Origin of the sequence: Planktothrix prolifica NIVA-CYA 540, from assembly GCF_963864145.1 — a bacterium.
In the GTDB taxonomy this organism is placed as follows: Bacteria; Cyanobacteriota; Cyanobacteriia; order Cyanobacteriales; family Microcoleaceae; genus Planktothrix; species Planktothrix agardhii.
In genome coordinates this window covers 4,964,593-4,978,593 of record NZ_CAWLTW010000001.1, presented here as the reverse complement: position 1 = coordinate 4,978,593, position 14,001 = coordinate 4,964,593, and the positions used below count along the sequence as shown (strand labels likewise).

The window sequence follows — 14,001 nt, the reverse complement described above, 5'->3', positions numbered from 1 at the left end:
GTTACTCTCGTTTCTAGGTTCTACCTAGAAATGCTTGATTGGTGGCTCTGCCACCCTTGATCTAGGAGGCAGAGCCTCTTAAAATTCATTCCCAGGCGGGAGCCTGGGAACGAGGAAATGATTTTAGAGCCCTTCAGGGCTCACTACGGTTGAATTTAATTAAGAAGATTATGACTGATCACGATATTCCTCAACTTGACGCTAAAGGATTACGCGAATTTGGACTAACAACCGGAGCCATTATTATTGGCTTATTTGGTCTGGTTTTACCTTTATTATTCGGACATTGGCCCCCCCGCACTTGGCCCTGGGTATTGGGAACCGTTCTGATCATTTGGGCCTTAATCGCCCCCAAAACCTTAAATCCCGTGTATCACTACTGGATGAAATTCGGGTTATTCATGGGAGCAATTAACAGCAAGATTATTCTGGGTGTCGTCTTTTACGTTATGATGGCTCCGATGGGATTTATTAAACGCCTATTCGGTTCTGATGCGATGCGGCGCGAATTAAATCCCAATCTCTCAACCTATCGGGTTGCGAGTCAAGTTAGATCCAAAGAAAGTATGGAGCGTCCCTTCTAGTGTTTGAAGCAACATTAGATTTTTTGAAAGATATTTGGGCGTTCATGAGAGAACGCAAAAAGTATTGGTTATTGCCTCTAATTATTACACTCGTTTTATTAGGGGCTTTGATTGTTCTGAGTCATGGTTCGGCGATCGCACCGTTTATTTATACCTTATTCTAAACGATGGGGCAGTTGAAAATATGGGCAGTAAATCTAGGGCTGGCTTTAAGTAGTTTAGTCCTGGGTTTTGCTGTCGGGGAAATCGGTTTAAGGGTAGCCAATATTCAGGGATTAAAAAAACTTCCTGAACCGAGTCATGCAGTTTTTTCTCCCTCCTTTTTTACCCAATCCGATCCCGATCTCGGTTGGTCGAATCGACCTGGGGCAAAGGGATGGTGGCAGTATGAAGGTGAATCTTATGTTGAAATTAATAGTGATGGATTGAGGGATAAAGAATATGCGATCGCTAAACCTAAAAATACCTTTAGAATTGCAGTTTTAGGAGATTCTTTTACCTTAGCATCCCAAGTTCCAGCCGCAAAAAACTATACTTCAGTATTAGAAAAAACCTTAGGTAATTGTTCTAAATTTAAAGGTAAAAATATTGAAGTCCTCAATTTTGGAGTTGATGGCTATGGAACCGCCCAAGAATTAATTACCCTACGGGAAAAAGTAGGAAAATATCACCCCGATTTAGTGATTGTTTCCTTTTTTGTTGGCAATGATGTGATTGATAATTCCCGACAATTAGAAAATAACTATTATCGGCCGTTTTTTGTGTATAAAAATGGTCAATTAGAACCGGATTTTTCTTTCCGTGATTTGCCCTTGGGCTATAGTAATCGCTATTTGATTACAACCGTTGATCATTTTCCAGATTGGTTAGTCAATAACTCTCGGATTTTACAGGTGGCAAAAAAAGCCGAATTAGAATATCGCAAAAATAATTTGGTTAAACACTCTAACGAATTAAGTGTTAGCACCTTTCGGGAACCTAAAGACTCTAATTGGAAAGAAGCATGGCAAATTACAGAAGATTTAATCACCTCAATGCAGCAAGAAGTCAAAAATAAAGAAGCTAATTTTTTATTAGTTATTATTGCCGATCCAATGCAAGTTCATCAAGATGAAGCCACCAGAAAATTCTTTCAAGTCTCTAATAAAATTGATAATTTATATTATCCCAATCAACGGTTAAAAGATATCGGGAAACGGAATAATTTCCCGGTCTTAGACTTAGCCCCCGCTTTTCAATCCTATGCAACCAAAAATCAAACCTGTTTACATGGGTTTAAAAAAAATGGTACGCTTTGTGGGGGACATTGGAATCCAGAGGGACATCGTTTAGCCGCCGAATTAATTGCTAATCAATTGTGTGAAAATAAAAAATAATTATGAAGATTTGGAAGTCGTTAATTTTAAATACAAGCTTAGTTTTTGCGAGTTTAGTCTTAGCAATTGTTTTGGGGGAAGTGGGATTAAGAATTGCAGGAATTGAACATCAACCGCCCCTTCCGGCGGACTCCGAATCTCTCGCATATAGCGTCAACGATCCCGAACGGGGTTGGTCACCTCGACCGAATGCTAAAACAGTTTGGGCGGGGGAAGGAGAGGTTTCAGAAGTGAAAATGAACAGTTTTGGAATGCGCGATCGCGAACGAACTTTAGAAAAACCAGCTAATAGTTATCGCATTGCTGTAATAGGGGATTCTTTTATGGAAGCTTTGCACGTTCCCCTAGAAAAAACGGCATTATCAATTATGGAAACTCAATTAAAAACCTGCCCGATTTTAAAGGGGAAAAATATTGAAGTCTTAAATTTTGGAGTTCAGGGTTATGGGACTGCCCAAGAATTAATGACTTGGCGACATCATGCCCAACAATTTTCTCCCGATTTAGTAATTTTGGGGTTCTATCCAGGGAATGATATTAGAAATAATTATCGCCCCTTAGAACATGATCATTTACGTCCCTATTTTGTCGAAAAAAATGGTCAACTTGTGGAAGATGTATCCTTTAGAAAATTAAATCCTAATAGTATTGAACGAGATTATTATTTATTTTCTAAAATGGATCAATTACCTTATCCATTAATGACAAATTCTCGAATATTACAAGTAATGAGACAAGCGGAAATGGAATCTAAACGTCGTCAGTTGCAAAAAGACTATCAGGAAACGGAGATTAATTTTTATAAGGAACCCCCCGATCAAAATTGGCAACAAGCTTGGAAAATTACAGAACAGTTAATTACATTACTCAGGGATGAAGTTAAAGCCAAAGGAAAGGATTTTATGCTAATAATGGTAAGTGACTCCTTTCAAGTTCTGCCCGATCTCAAAAAACGTCAAGAATTTATGGAAAAACATCAAATTAAAGATTTATTTTACCCAAATAAGCGAATTGAAGCGTTAGGAAAACAAAAGGGATTTCCGGTTTTACAGTTAGCAAAACCATTACGAAAAGAAGCAGAAAGAGCCGGAATTTGTTTACATGGATTTAAGAATGCGGAAGTCTGTGGCGGACATTGGAACGTTGAGGGAAATCGCGTCGCCGGGGAATTAATGGCGAGTCAAGTTTGTCAACAACTGATGAGTCAAACCAAAAAAACTCAACCATAAAGTGTTACGCACTCTTAGAAAAGGGAACAGGGAACAGGGAACAGGGAACAGGGAACAGCCCCCAAACCCCCCGTGCACGGGGGGCTAGGGGGGAGGGAACAGGATTTAGAAGTGTCCTAACTATAATGCTTAGTGCTATATATGATATAGTGATTTTCTTGAGTTATTAAAAATTCTGATTTTTTGGTTTTAACTTTATTGTATTACGATGATGAAAAATTTTAAATTCTTTCCTCAAGTTCAACAAGGTCTAAAAATAGGGTTAATTAACCTAGTTGTTTTATTTGTTCTTTTAGAAATTGGCTCGTTAATTTTTTATTATTCTAAGCATCAACAATTCTATTATACCCGGGAACGTACAGAGGATTTACAGAACCTAGGAGTTAATTTAGAAGGGGTGAGAGTCGGGGAATCTATAGTCGAAAGATTGCATCCTTATTTTGGTTATATACAGAAACCTGGCCCCGATTTTAGACCCGGATTTAAGTATAATAATTATGGGTTTATTTCTCCTTATGATTACCCCTACACAAAAACCAATAAAAATCAAGTAATTGTTGGAGTTTTAGGTGGCTCCGTTGCGGGGAATTACTCAATTTATGAAGTTCAAAATAAGATTTTAGAGAAAAAACTCCAACAACTTCCTCAATTCAAAGGCAAAGAATTAATTATTATTTCCTTAGCAACTGGAGGCTATAAACAACCCCAACAGCTAATTACTTTAAATTATCTGCTTTCTTTGGGGCAAAAATTTGATCTGGTGATTAATATTGATGGCTTTAATGAAGTTGCCCTCGCTAATATTAATAATCAAAATGGATTAGAATTTGCCATGCCCAGTTCATCCCATGTTCAAGCCTTAACGGGTTTAGCTAATAATAGTTTATCGACTAAAGCCCTCAAAACCCTATTAAGAATTAAAGATAATAAACCTAAAATCAAAAATGCCTTAGAGACTTTAAAAGATTGTCCCTTAGCTGCTTGTAATGCGGTCATGTCCCTGTATGTTGAAGACTTAGTTAAAAACTATCGCCGAGATGTGGCACGATTTGAACGATATCGCCAGAAGCCTACGGAGGAGGGAAGTTCTGCGGAAAGTGTGATTTATTTTTATATGCAAGATCCCATTTTAACCGATGCTGAACTATTCCCAAAAATTGCTAATCATTGGGCTAAAAGTTCCATTTTAATCCATGAAGTTTTAAAAGAAAATAATATTCCCTATTTCCATATTTTACAACCTAATCAATATTATCCCACAAAGCGAGTGTTTAGTGAAGCGGAAAAAAAAGTTGCCTTTAGTCAAGATAGTCCCTATCAAGATGCTGTCAAAAAAGGATATCCCCTTTTGTTAAAAGAGGTGAATGAACTCAAAGCTAATCAAATTAATTTTTTTGATGGAGTAGCTATTCTTGATGATACTAAAGAACCAGCTTATATTGATAACTGTTGCCACTATCAGAAAACAGGAGAAAATATTTTATCTAATTTTGTTGCTGATTCAGTTGTTAATGTTCTTAAAAATCAGCCCAGTCCCTAATCGGTTTGATTTAATATTTAAAGATCAAATTCAACTCTGTCTAACGCTGCTAATTCGCCGCGGCGTTGCTTTAATTCAAACTCTAGTTGTTGAATTTCTTGCATTAATTGTTGACGTCTTTTTTCTCCAGAATCTTGTTGTCGAATAAAATAGGCATCAATTTCCGGCCATAATTGCACCCCCCAATCTTTACTAGCGGTTTTTAATTCGTTTAATACTTCTACACTTCCATCGGGTTCTAAGATAAATAAAGTATATAATCGTTCTGTAACATTCTGTTTTTGTTTCTTCTTTTCACAAAATAAGTATAATCCCGGTTGTTGTGTTGATAATTGATCACATTGATTCACAAAACTGCCCAAAATTGAGTAACCATCGGTGCGACTTTTATCTAAACCATCGACTGATTTACACCAATTTCCGGTTTTGATTAAAAACCGACTTTGCCAAAATCCAGGCGCATTAAAAAACGCTTCTCTGAGATTAATTAAAATTGCTTGACTCATATAGGAATAGGGAATAGCCCCCCCCAAACCCCCCGTGCACGGGGGCTAGGGGGGGAGGGAACAGGGAATAGGGAATAGGGAATAGGGAATAGGGGGATTTAGGGGAATCTAATTAAAATTGTGAATGGTTTGTTGATAAAATTTTTCTAATGCTGGGACACAACTTTTATCCTCATAGAGTATCCATTGATTTTGTTTAATTTTTTCTCTAATTGCTAATCTCCATTCTAAATCTAATCCTAACTTTATTGCTATTTTAATATAATCTTCTCGATTTTGGGCAATAGTTTCTGTAATTCCTAATCGGTTTAATATTCCCGCCGACTGACGACTTCTCATCCATTCTCCCTCACAAGTAACCAGGGGAAGACAACAGGATAAACTATCTAAAGTCGTTAAAAACCCAGTAAATTGCAGGCTATCTAAGCCAATATCAGCTAAATTATTAAGTTGTAAATAATCTAGTTTATCTAAACGTGGTAAAATCATACAATATTCTTGAATATCTAAATAATGTTCGGCAAAAGATCGTTTTAACCGTTGTTTAAACTTTTCGGTAATTGCAGCATTCCAATGGGCTATAAACACAAATTGAGCGGATTTTACTTGCTTGGCGATCGCCACTAATATTAAATCAAAATCCGGCAAATACTTAAATAAAGATTGACAGGATAAATATAAAATAGTATCCGCTTTTAATCCAAAATCTAACCGAGTTTTTTGCTGTTCTAATAACGGAGGTTGAGCATAATTAATTCCTAAATTCGGCAAACAAAATAACCTTTCTGAATAATGGTTTTCAGCCCTAGGAGGTTCTAATAATTCCGCAGAAATAAAATAATCAATCGTGGGTAAACCCGTAGTAATTGGATGTCCCCAAGCTGCACATTGAATTGGGGCAACTCGTAACCCGGCTATTTGGGTAAGTTGGGGACACATCCCAATATCTAAAAATACCAGAATATGAATTTGATCAGCTAAAATTTGCTCAACAATATTCTCTAAATTACCATAAATATGATAAAATTGATCACTATAAAGTTGAAATAAATTAGTAATAAAATCCGTATCTTTTCCGGTATAATAACAATATATTTCAAATTGATCGCGATCGCAATCTCTCAACCATCCTAAAAATACTAACCCGACCGTATGCCAGGTTAAATGAGAGGAAATATAACCAACTTTAATTTTTTGATTAGGACTTAATTGTGTTAATAATAAAGGTTTTGTCCATTCAGGATAATTCGCTTGCATAATTCGATGGACAAATTCACCATATTGTTTTTGTAGTTCTAAATCATCATATCCCTGATATTGTAAATAAAAATGAGTTCCCCTAGCAATAGCGGTTAACGCCTGTTGTTTAACTTCTAAATCCTCTAAATCTGTTTGTTCAATTAATTTAACTAATTCTTCTGTAAAATCTTGTCTAAACTTAAAAATTTCTGGAGAATTATTATATAAAATCGGTAACAAAGATTGTTTAGCAAATCTGACGGAAATATGATTTGGAAACCTATCAATAGATTGTTCAGCTATTTGCAATGCCGTTTGAATTTCTCCCAAATTTTGCCAAGCTGAAATTAAAGCTAAATATAATTCTATCCCATCAGGAAACCGTGGTAAAGCCTGTTCATAAATAGCAACCGCCTCCAACCATTGATCTGAATTTTGATAACAGTTTCCCAACCTTAAATAAATCTCAACTGTAGCTAATTGAGTCTGTAAAATATTATGATAAAATTGAATAGCTGTTTCATACTGATCTTGAGATTCTGCGGCTAAAGCAAAATAAAAATCCGCCCTTTCAGAATTTTGATTAACCCTGAATGCTAATCCCATCTGATATAATAAATCAGCATGATTGGGATGAATATTTAAGGCTGTTTCATAAATAGCGATCGCATCTTCTACCCGATTTTGTCCTAAAAAAAGATTGCCTAATTTTAAATATCCCATAGCTGTATGGGGTTGTCGATCTATTCCTTGCTGATAATAGAATTGTGCTGTTTGAAATTCTCCCAATTCTGCCAACAAGTCACCCAATTTTAAACACCCATCTATGCCTTTCTTATCTAAATCAATCCCCAATTTATAGGCCGAAATTGCTTCAGTAATATTCCCCAGTTTTTCCCAAACCGAACCCAAACTATAATATTGACTCCCTTGGGTTCCATCTAAGATTAAGCAATGTTCTAAAATTTCCAATACTTGATCATATTTCTTATCATAAAAATACGTCCTTGCTAAACCTTGCAACGCCTCAATATTATTCTGATCTAACTCTAAAACCCGTTGATATTTTGCCTGTGCGGGTTCAAAATATCCCGCCTGTTCCAAGGCTAATGCCTCGGCATATAACCGTTGAATATTAATAAGTAGTTGCACAAAATAAATTACCTAGTTGAGAGAGGGAACACCGGAACAGCCCCCCAAACCCCCCGTGCACGGGGGGCTAGGGGGGGAGGGAACAGGGTAGAGGATGTGTAATTAATTTTGTTTAGGTACTTACTAGGTCGAGGATCATTCATATTCTGAAAACCATTCATAGGGTACGTCAGAAAAGTGTACGCACCCTGTCCTAATCTTGATGGCGACTGCTATACCAAAAAAGTTAAGAACCCATACCCCGGGGTTGATTCCCCATAGGCCCAGGAATCGTTCCAGGGCGATTTCCCAGGGGGCGATTTCCCATAGGTCGATTTCCGGGTTGATTTCCTTGAGGACTGACCCCAGGCTGATTTGATCGTTGAACCAACAATTGATTAGAGGTGAGTTGATCCAAAGTCATCGCGGCCGTTTGACGAATTTGGCGATCGCTATTTTGTAGCGCTTGAGTTACACCCGTAATCCCCGACGCCTGAATATTCCCCAAAGCAAAAGCCGCCCTAGCCCGCACCCCCATATCCGGGTGATTCAACGCCTCTTTCAAAGCCGGAACCGCCACCGCACCCATGCGTTTAAGGGCGATCGCCGCCGCCAGTCGGACTTCCTCATCGGTATCCTTCAACGCCCCAATTAACGGCGGGATAGTATTTGGGGACTCGGAACCGATGACTCCCAAGCCCAAAGCCGCCCCCTGACGAACGGCGGTATCAGGATGGTTTAATCGGGGTGTCAACTCCTGAACCGCTTGCTGCAAGGCTTCTGGGGAGGCTGTGGTAATTTGTTTGAGTGCCACAGCCCCATCCATCCGCACCGCCGACACTGGATCTTTTAAGGTAGCCAACAACGCCGGAACCGCATCCACCGCATCTTGGGCCATCGCCCCCAACGCAAAAGCCGCCCCCCGACGGATGCTTTCCTGGTCATCAGTTAGGGCTTCGACTAAAATCGGAATTGCCGGAGAACCCAGGGTTTTTAAGGTTTTGATCGCTTCTAAACGGTTCTGTCGGTTAGTATCAGTTAATTTTTGTAACTGATCAATCACCGCCGTTGTAGTCATAGCTTGGGTTTGAGTTTTTCCCCCAAACAATAGCACCATTGATAAACATAATAATGCTAATTTTGCAGAATAAAACCCATTAAATTTGGTGTTGGTTTCCATAAAAGCTCCTGGGTTTTGTTTATAAATTAAAATCGAAAGCGTTACTAAAAACGAAATCCAAATCGAAGGTTAACTGAGCAGGTAAAAATCCATCATTAATCACAACACCCAAAATTCTTCCGTCCAATAATTCCACAATAATATCATTTAAGCCATCGCCATTGAGATCATTTTCTTGGGGTAACAAATCAAACCGATCTCGAAATAATGAATTAGGATCAATTTGAGTTCCCACCGGAACCGCGATTTTATCTCCATTAAACGGACTGGTTCCCGGTTCAAATTGTCGGATTTCATCTACATTCCGCACCCGAAGACTGGCTTCACCTGGGTCGAAAATAAAGGTATCATTTCCTAAACCACCGATTAATGTATCAACCCCACCATCCCCATCTACAATATCATTTCCTAAATCACCAAATAGTATATCTCCATCTTCATCACCATAAAGAGTATCATTGCCTTGACCGCCATAAATACTATCGGCATTAAATCCTCCTTCTAGGACATCATCCCCGAAATTTCCGAAGATTAAATCATTACCAGAACTGGCAAAAATCCGATCATTATCTTGTCCACCAAATAGCGTATCAAATCCATTGGATGCGACCAGAGTATCATTTCCTTGATTGCCATTAATTAGTAAATTATCGTTGATATTAGAACTCTGTAAACTATCATTTCCTGACAATAATAGCACACCGTCTGGATAGGCGGAAACTTGTCCAGAAAATAGAAAAACATTATCATCTTGGGGACTTGCTAAAAGGGCAAATACACCGGGAATTGTGCTAGGAGTGAGAAAATTAGCCATAGTTAAAACTGTCCTAAATTATTTCTGAACAAACCTTACAGGGTTTTGGTTAGGTTAGCAAACCCCATTGGATAGAATTATAGATCAATACCGCTTGAGGCTCGAAATTGGGGAGGAAATAGCTGATAATCGGGATGGGAATAGATTTTATCATAAAAATTCAGATCCATTGCTTGACCTTCTAACATATTTTGACAGGTTTTTTGTTGAGTATGGAGTCGAAAATAAGATAGAGTTTCTTCGACAAAACCGACTTTAAATTGTGCCAATATTCTCCACCATAAATCTAAATCGACTAATTGATTTAATTGGGGGTCAAAACCTGCTATAGTTTTAAATACGGATTTTCTTAATAACACGGTGCTGGGTTCGCCAATTTTATTAATCGGATGTTGCCATAAATTGGGATCAGCTAAGAGGTCTTTTCCCCATTGAATAGCTTTTAAATTAGACCAACTTTGGTGTAAATTAGCGAATTGTTGATAAACTGCGATTAATTCTAAATTAATATTTTCTTGTTCAAGAAAAAACATTTCTCTAGGTGAAAACACTAATCCAATATCGGGATCTGTTTCGGCTAAATTAACCATTTTTTCGATACAATTAGGCATTAATATATCATCTTGATAGACAAATTTAATATATTTACCCTGAGATTGATTAATACAAAAATTGCTATTTTCTGCTAATCCTAAATTTTGATGAGTTAAAATATTAATCGGAATAGAAGTTTGGGTTTGAAAAGATTGGGCGATCGCGATGGTATGATCAGAGGAATTATCATCAGAAATAATTAATTCTATCGCGGAATAGGTTTGAGATAAAATACTAGATATCGCTTCAGCAATAAATTTTTCTCCATTATAAACTGGAATACAAACACTAACTAAAGGCAATTTTTTAATTTCTTGATTTAAACAATTATTAAATTTAAGCTCACATATTTTTTCAGAAAGTTGATGAATAATCAAATTATTTTGACTATTTTTAAACTTAAATTCCCAATTAAAATTATCTATATAATCTTCCTTTAATATAATTTCCTTTTCCCAAATTGCCTTTCTAAAAATAGATCCAATTTTTACTCCTTCCCCATTTTCCTGAAAACTCTTTAATTCTGGAATTTGATTAACTCCATCTACTTCTAAATTATTATCTAAAATATTAATAGCTTCTGCCAAACCTTTCGGAAAAAAAGTAACCGGATATTGTACCCAAACAATATAATTACCCTGTGCTTTTGCAATGGCTTGATTAAAAATTTCTTGACTATTAAAAGCAGGCTCAAAATATAAAACTTGATGACCTTGCAGGTTCAAATAGTTCAGAATATCAGCTAATTCAAAATCAAATAAATTGCAATTTACTAAAATAATAAATTCATAACTGACATCTAAATTATACTCTAAATTTGTAATCATATCTAATAAAAAATCCTCCTGTTTCCAGAAGGGAATAATCATAGATAATTTTATCTTTTCCATCTCCAAACTATTTTGCATCATTATTTAATTCTTCAGTCAGAGTTTCTAAGTAGTTACACAAAATAAATTACCTAGTTGAGAGAGGGAACACCGGAACAGCCCCCCCAAACCCCCCGCGCACGGGGGGCTAGGGGGGGAGGGAACAGGGTGGAGGATGTGTAATTAATTTTGTTTAGGTACTTACCAAACGGCCTAATAGTTTTTTGTTACCTTCATGGGGATTTAAAGGTGTCATAATTTCTAGTAAACCTCGGTAATAAGTAAAGCGAATTACCCCTACTTCGCAATTATTAGAAGTATAGTTCTTAATCTTCTCAAAATTAATGGCTATCATTCTCCGACAATGACTCAAAGAATGATAGCCGAAAATATTATTGATTTTTGGCTTTTTCGTACCTAATTTTTGGCAAATTAAACAGCCCTGGGGGGCTTAACCTAGGGTCGGTTGGATATTTAGTCGATATTAAGTTGGTTTCCCCGACGATATTGTTGGTACGCCGCAACAAATAACCCGGATAGGGTAACGACAATTAAACCCAGAACAATTCCCGATAATAATGGTTCTACCACTAGATAACTCCTTGGTGTTAATTTGAGCAATTAATCTCTAATCATACCCTGAACCGTTGACGCTTCACTGTTGAGCGCTCTTGCTCTTAACCAGACAACGCTATAAACTAGGTAGAATGTAAAGATTCTTGTAGATCAGTCTCAAATTATTAGAAACACCTTGGATAACCAGCTTGCAATTACAGAAATTGATGTCCTGATCAAACGAGCCTCCATCACTACCCTGGCCTTGATGGTTTTGATCCTGGGTTGGATTTTTGTCCTTCCTAAGTTACAGGTTTCTGATCCCTATGTGGAGAATGTGCTATCCATCAAAGGGGATTTTGTCCGAGGACAGGCAATTTTTCTTTATAACTGTGCCGGGTGTCACGCTTGGCAAACCGATAGTCAAGTAGGGCCAAGTCTTCAGGATGTTTCCCAACGGAAATCAGAAGTAGGCATTATTCAGCAAGTCACCGGTGGTAATACCCCACCCATGCCAAAATTTCAACCCAATCCCCAGGAAATGGCCGACCTGTTGAATTATTTGGAAACTCTATAGCCCAAAAAAATCTCAAAAAGTCTTGATCAAAATTAGTAACTTTTGCTATAATCGGAAACGTTGCTGGTGTAGCTCAGTGGTAGAGCAGCTGATTTGTAATCAGCCGGTCGCAAGTTCAAATCTTGTCACCAGCTTTCAAGATCTGTGAAAATTTTTTCTTTTTCCTTGCTCAAGGATGATTACAGCCCATTACTCTAGCGCTGAGAACCTAGAAGAAACGGTATGAATGCTAAGATTAGATCCAAAAAAATTCAACAAATTGTTGTTACGGCAGAACAGATGCGAAATATCGAAGAACGTATCTTTTCTGCCGGGATACCTGTGGCGGCTTTAATGGAAAAAGTTGCCGGAAAAATTACCCACAGGTTACAGACTCTATTCTCAGAAAAATCAATCACTCCGGCTGATAAAATCGGAATATTAGTAGGGCCAGGACATAATGGTGGTGATGGATTAGTGGTAGCGAGGGAACTCTATTTTTTGGGTTATAATATTGTAATTTATAGTCCAATTTCAAAGCGTAAAGAATTAACCGAATCCCATGCCAAATATGCTATTAGTTTGGGAATTAATTTTAGTTCTAACATTAAAGAATTATATGACTGTGATATTCTGATTGATGGGTTATTTGGATTTGGTTTAGAGCGAGAAATTACCGGAGAAATTGCCAATGCTATCAATACAATTAATAATTTGAATAAATTTGTGATTAGTATTGATTTACCTTCGGGAATTCATACGGATACAGGGGAAATATTAGGAACAGCAATTAGAGCAAATATTACCCTCTGTTTGGGACTATGGAAACAAGCATTTTTACAAGATACCGGATTAGATTATATTGGCAGAGCAGAACTGATTGATTTTGATATTCCTTTGACGGATATTAATGCTATCATCGGGGAATATCCTATTCTAAATCGCATCACTCAGGACACGGCAATTAATAGTTTACCTTTGCCCCGTCCCGTGAATTATCATAAATATAAAAACGGTCATTTATTAATTATAGCAGGTTCCAAACAATATACAGGAGCCGCCATTTTAGCCGGATTAGGAGCCAGAGTAAGCGGTGTGGGAATGCTTTCTATTGCTGTACCCAATTCGATTAAACCCTTGTTAACTTTGCAACTACCAGAATCCCTAATTATTGGCTGTCCTGAAACAGAAAATGGAGCTATTCTTGAACTTCCAGAAGATATAGATTTAAACCGCTATCAAACTATTGTTTGTGGCCCTGGATTAACAACAGAAGCTCAAGCCATTGTGGAAAGAATATTAACAGCAAATTGTGCAATTATTTTAGATGCAGATGCTTTAAATATCTTGGCTAAATTGAATCCAGTTCTCGCCCTATCTTCTCGTAAATTTCCGACTATTATAACACCCCATTTTGGAGAATTTAAACGGCTATTTCCCGAATTGATAGCATTAGAAAAAAATCAAATAATATTAGCCAAACAAGCCGCCGAATTAACGGGTGCTATTATTGTTTTAAAAGGGGCTAGAACCTGTGTAGCTACTCCGAATCAAGTTTGGATTAATCCTGATAGTACCCCAGCTTTAGGTCGTGGGGGAAGCGGGGATGTTTTAACGGGATTATTAGGAGGGCTTTTACCCCCTGTTATTTTAGCGGAAAAACCTGTAGAATTAATAGTTAATACGGCGGTTTGGTGGCATTCCCAAGCCGGGATTTTAGCCGCAACAGAACGCACGGAATTAGGGGTTGATGCCTATACATTAACTCAATATTTAATTCCAGCTTTAACACAGTTCCTAAAAACCATAAATTAAATCAGGAGATAAC

At 37.4% G+C, this 14,001-nt stretch carries 14 protein-coding genes and 1 tRNA gene; 8 read left to right on the top strand and 7 right to left on the bottom strand.

What is annotated here, in order from left to right:
- The first annotated feature begins 170 nt into the window (after nt 1-170).
- From AC559H_RS22185 to AC559H_RS22165, 5 genes are all read left to right on the top strand, one after another.
- Nucleotides 171-584 carry an SxtJ family membrane protein gene (locus AC559H_RS22185; RefSeq protein ID WP_026794905.1) on the top strand — a complete coding sequence of 138 codons (414 nt, stop codon included), beginning with the start codon at nt 171-173 and terminating at the stop codon, nt 582-584.
- Nucleotides 584-748, top strand: coding sequence for a DUF5989 family protein (locus tag AC559H_RS22180; protein ID WP_087882252.1), 165 nt, complete (start codon nt 584-586; stop codon nt 746-748). The genes AC559H_RS22185 and AC559H_RS22180 overlap by 1 nt, the downstream gene beginning before the upstream one ends.
- Before the next feature lie 3 nt (nt 749-751).
- Nucleotides 752-1,960, top strand: coding sequence for an SGNH/GDSL hydrolase family protein (locus tag AC559H_RS22175; protein ID WP_026794906.1), 1,209 nt, complete (start codon nt 752-754; stop codon nt 1,958-1,960).
- Between the two features lie 2 nt (nt 1,961-1,962).
- The gene (locus AC559H_RS22170) at nt 1,963-3,189 is read left to right on the top strand and encodes an SGNH/GDSL hydrolase family protein (protein ID WP_026794907.1); all 1,227 of its coding nucleotides are present in this window, start codon (nt 1,963-1,965) and stop codon (nt 3,187-3,189) included.
- A gap of 208 nt (nt 3,190-3,397) precedes the next feature.
- Nucleotides 3,398-4,729, top strand: a complete 1,332-nt coding sequence (locus AC559H_RS22165; protein WP_330949768.1) for a hypothetical protein — start codon at nt 3,398-3,400, stop codon at nt 4,727-4,729.
- A 17-nt stretch (nt 4,730-4,746) separates the two neighbouring features.
- Here the strand turns inward: AC559H_RS22165 and AC559H_RS22160 are convergent, their stop codons facing one another.
- The 7 genes from AC559H_RS22160 to petG form a co-directional block, all read right to left on the bottom strand.
- Complete coding sequence (locus AC559H_RS22160; protein ID WP_026794909.1) at nt 4,747-5,235, bottom strand: hypothetical protein; 489 nt, start codon at nt 5,233-5,235, stop codon at nt 4,747-4,749.
- A 108-nt stretch (nt 5,236-5,343) separates the two neighbouring features.
- The gene (locus AC559H_RS22155; RefSeq protein WP_051319786.1) at nt 5,344-7,626 is read right to left on the bottom strand and encodes a tetratricopeptide repeat protein; all 2,283 of its coding nucleotides are present in this window, start codon (nt 7,624-7,626) and stop codon (nt 5,344-5,346) included.
- 226 nt (nt 7,627-7,852) lie between these two features.
- Nucleotides 7,853-8,785: a HEAT repeat domain-containing protein gene (locus tag AC559H_RS22150; protein ID WP_042155368.1), complete on the bottom strand. Its 933-nt coding sequence runs from the start codon at nt 8,783-8,785 to the stop codon at nt 7,853-7,855.
- Nucleotides 8,786-8,804: 19 nt separating this feature from the next.
- Entirely contained in the window at nt 8,805-9,599 is a 795-nt protein-coding gene (locus AC559H_RS22145; protein ID WP_026788499.1) for a calcium-binding protein, read from the bottom strand.
- A 77-nt stretch (nt 9,600-9,676) separates the two neighbouring features.
- Nucleotides 9,677-11,104: a glycosyltransferase gene (locus AC559H_RS22140; protein WP_233423068.1), complete on the bottom strand. Its 1,428-nt coding sequence runs from the start codon at nt 11,102-11,104 to the stop codon at nt 9,677-9,679.
- A 151-nt stretch (nt 11,105-11,255) separates the two neighbouring features.
- A complete protein-coding gene (locus AC559H_RS22135) occupies nt 11,256-11,417 on the bottom strand; it encodes a hypothetical protein (protein ID WP_201799642.1) in 162 nt (53 codons plus the stop codon).
- A 119-nt stretch (nt 11,418-11,536) separates the two neighbouring features.
- Complete coding sequence (petG, locus tag AC559H_RS22130; RefSeq protein ID WP_026788498.1) at nt 11,537-11,653, bottom strand: cytochrome b6-f complex subunit V; 117 nt, start codon at nt 11,651-11,653, stop codon at nt 11,537-11,539.
- A 160-nt stretch (nt 11,654-11,813) separates the two neighbouring features.
- Here petG and AC559H_RS22125 point away from each other — a divergent pair, with 160 nt between their 5' ends.
- From AC559H_RS22125 to AC559H_RS22115, 3 genes are all read left to right on the top strand, one after another.
- A complete protein-coding gene (locus tag AC559H_RS22125) occupies nt 11,814-12,194 on the top strand; it encodes a c-type cytochrome (protein ID WP_026788497.1) in 381 nt (126 codons plus the stop codon).
- 62 nt (nt 12,195-12,256) lie between these two features.
- Nucleotides 12,257-12,328, top strand: a tRNA-Thr gene (locus AC559H_RS22120).
- 88 nt (nt 12,329-12,416) lie between these two features.
- Nucleotides 12,417-13,988: a bifunctional ADP-dependent NAD(P)H-hydrate dehydratase/NAD(P)H-hydrate epimerase gene (locus AC559H_RS22115; protein WP_026794910.1), complete on the top strand. Its 1,572-nt coding sequence runs from the start codon at nt 12,417-12,419 to the stop codon at nt 13,986-13,988.
- Nucleotides 13,989-14,001 lie beyond the last annotated feature (13 nt).

Bases quoted from the DNA above. Each gene is read 5' to 3' on its own strand.
- AC559H_RS22185 (WP_026794905.1), top strand. From the start codon at position 171: ATGACTGATCACGATATTCCTCAACTTGACGCTAAAGGATTACGCGAA.
- AC559H_RS22175 (WP_026794906.1), top strand. From the start codon at position 752: ATGGGGCAGTTGAAAATATGGGCAGTAAATCTAGGGCTGGCTTTAAGT.
- AC559H_RS22170 (WP_026794907.1), top strand. From the start codon at position 1,963: ATGAAGATTTGGAAGTCGTTAATTTTAAATACAAGCTTAGTTTTTGCG.
- AC559H_RS22165 (WP_330949768.1), top strand. From the start codon at position 3,398: ATGATGAAAAATTTTAAATTCTTTCCTCAAGTTCAACAAGGTCTAAAA.
- AC559H_RS22160 (WP_026794909.1), bottom strand. From the start codon at position 5,235: ATGAGTCAAGCAATTTTAATTAATCTCAGAGAAGCGTTTTTTAATGCG.
- AC559H_RS22150 (WP_042155368.1), bottom strand. From the start codon at position 8,785: ATGGAAACCAACACCAAATTTAATGGGTTTTATTCTGCAAAATTAGCA.
- AC559H_RS22145 (WP_026788499.1), bottom strand. From the start codon at position 9,599: ATGGCTAATTTTCTCACTCCTAGCACAATTCCCGGTGTATTTGCCCTT.
- AC559H_RS22140 (WP_233423068.1), bottom strand. From the start codon at position 11,104: ATGATGCAAAATAGTTTGGAGATGGAAAAGATAAAATTATCTATGATT.
- AC559H_RS22135 (WP_201799642.1), bottom strand. From the start codon at position 11,417: ATGATAGCCATTAATTTTGAGAAGATTAAGAACTATACTTCTAATAAT.
- AC559H_RS22115 (WP_026794910.1), top strand. From the start codon at position 12,417: ATGAATGCTAAGATTAGATCCAAAAAAATTCAACAAATTGTTGTTACG.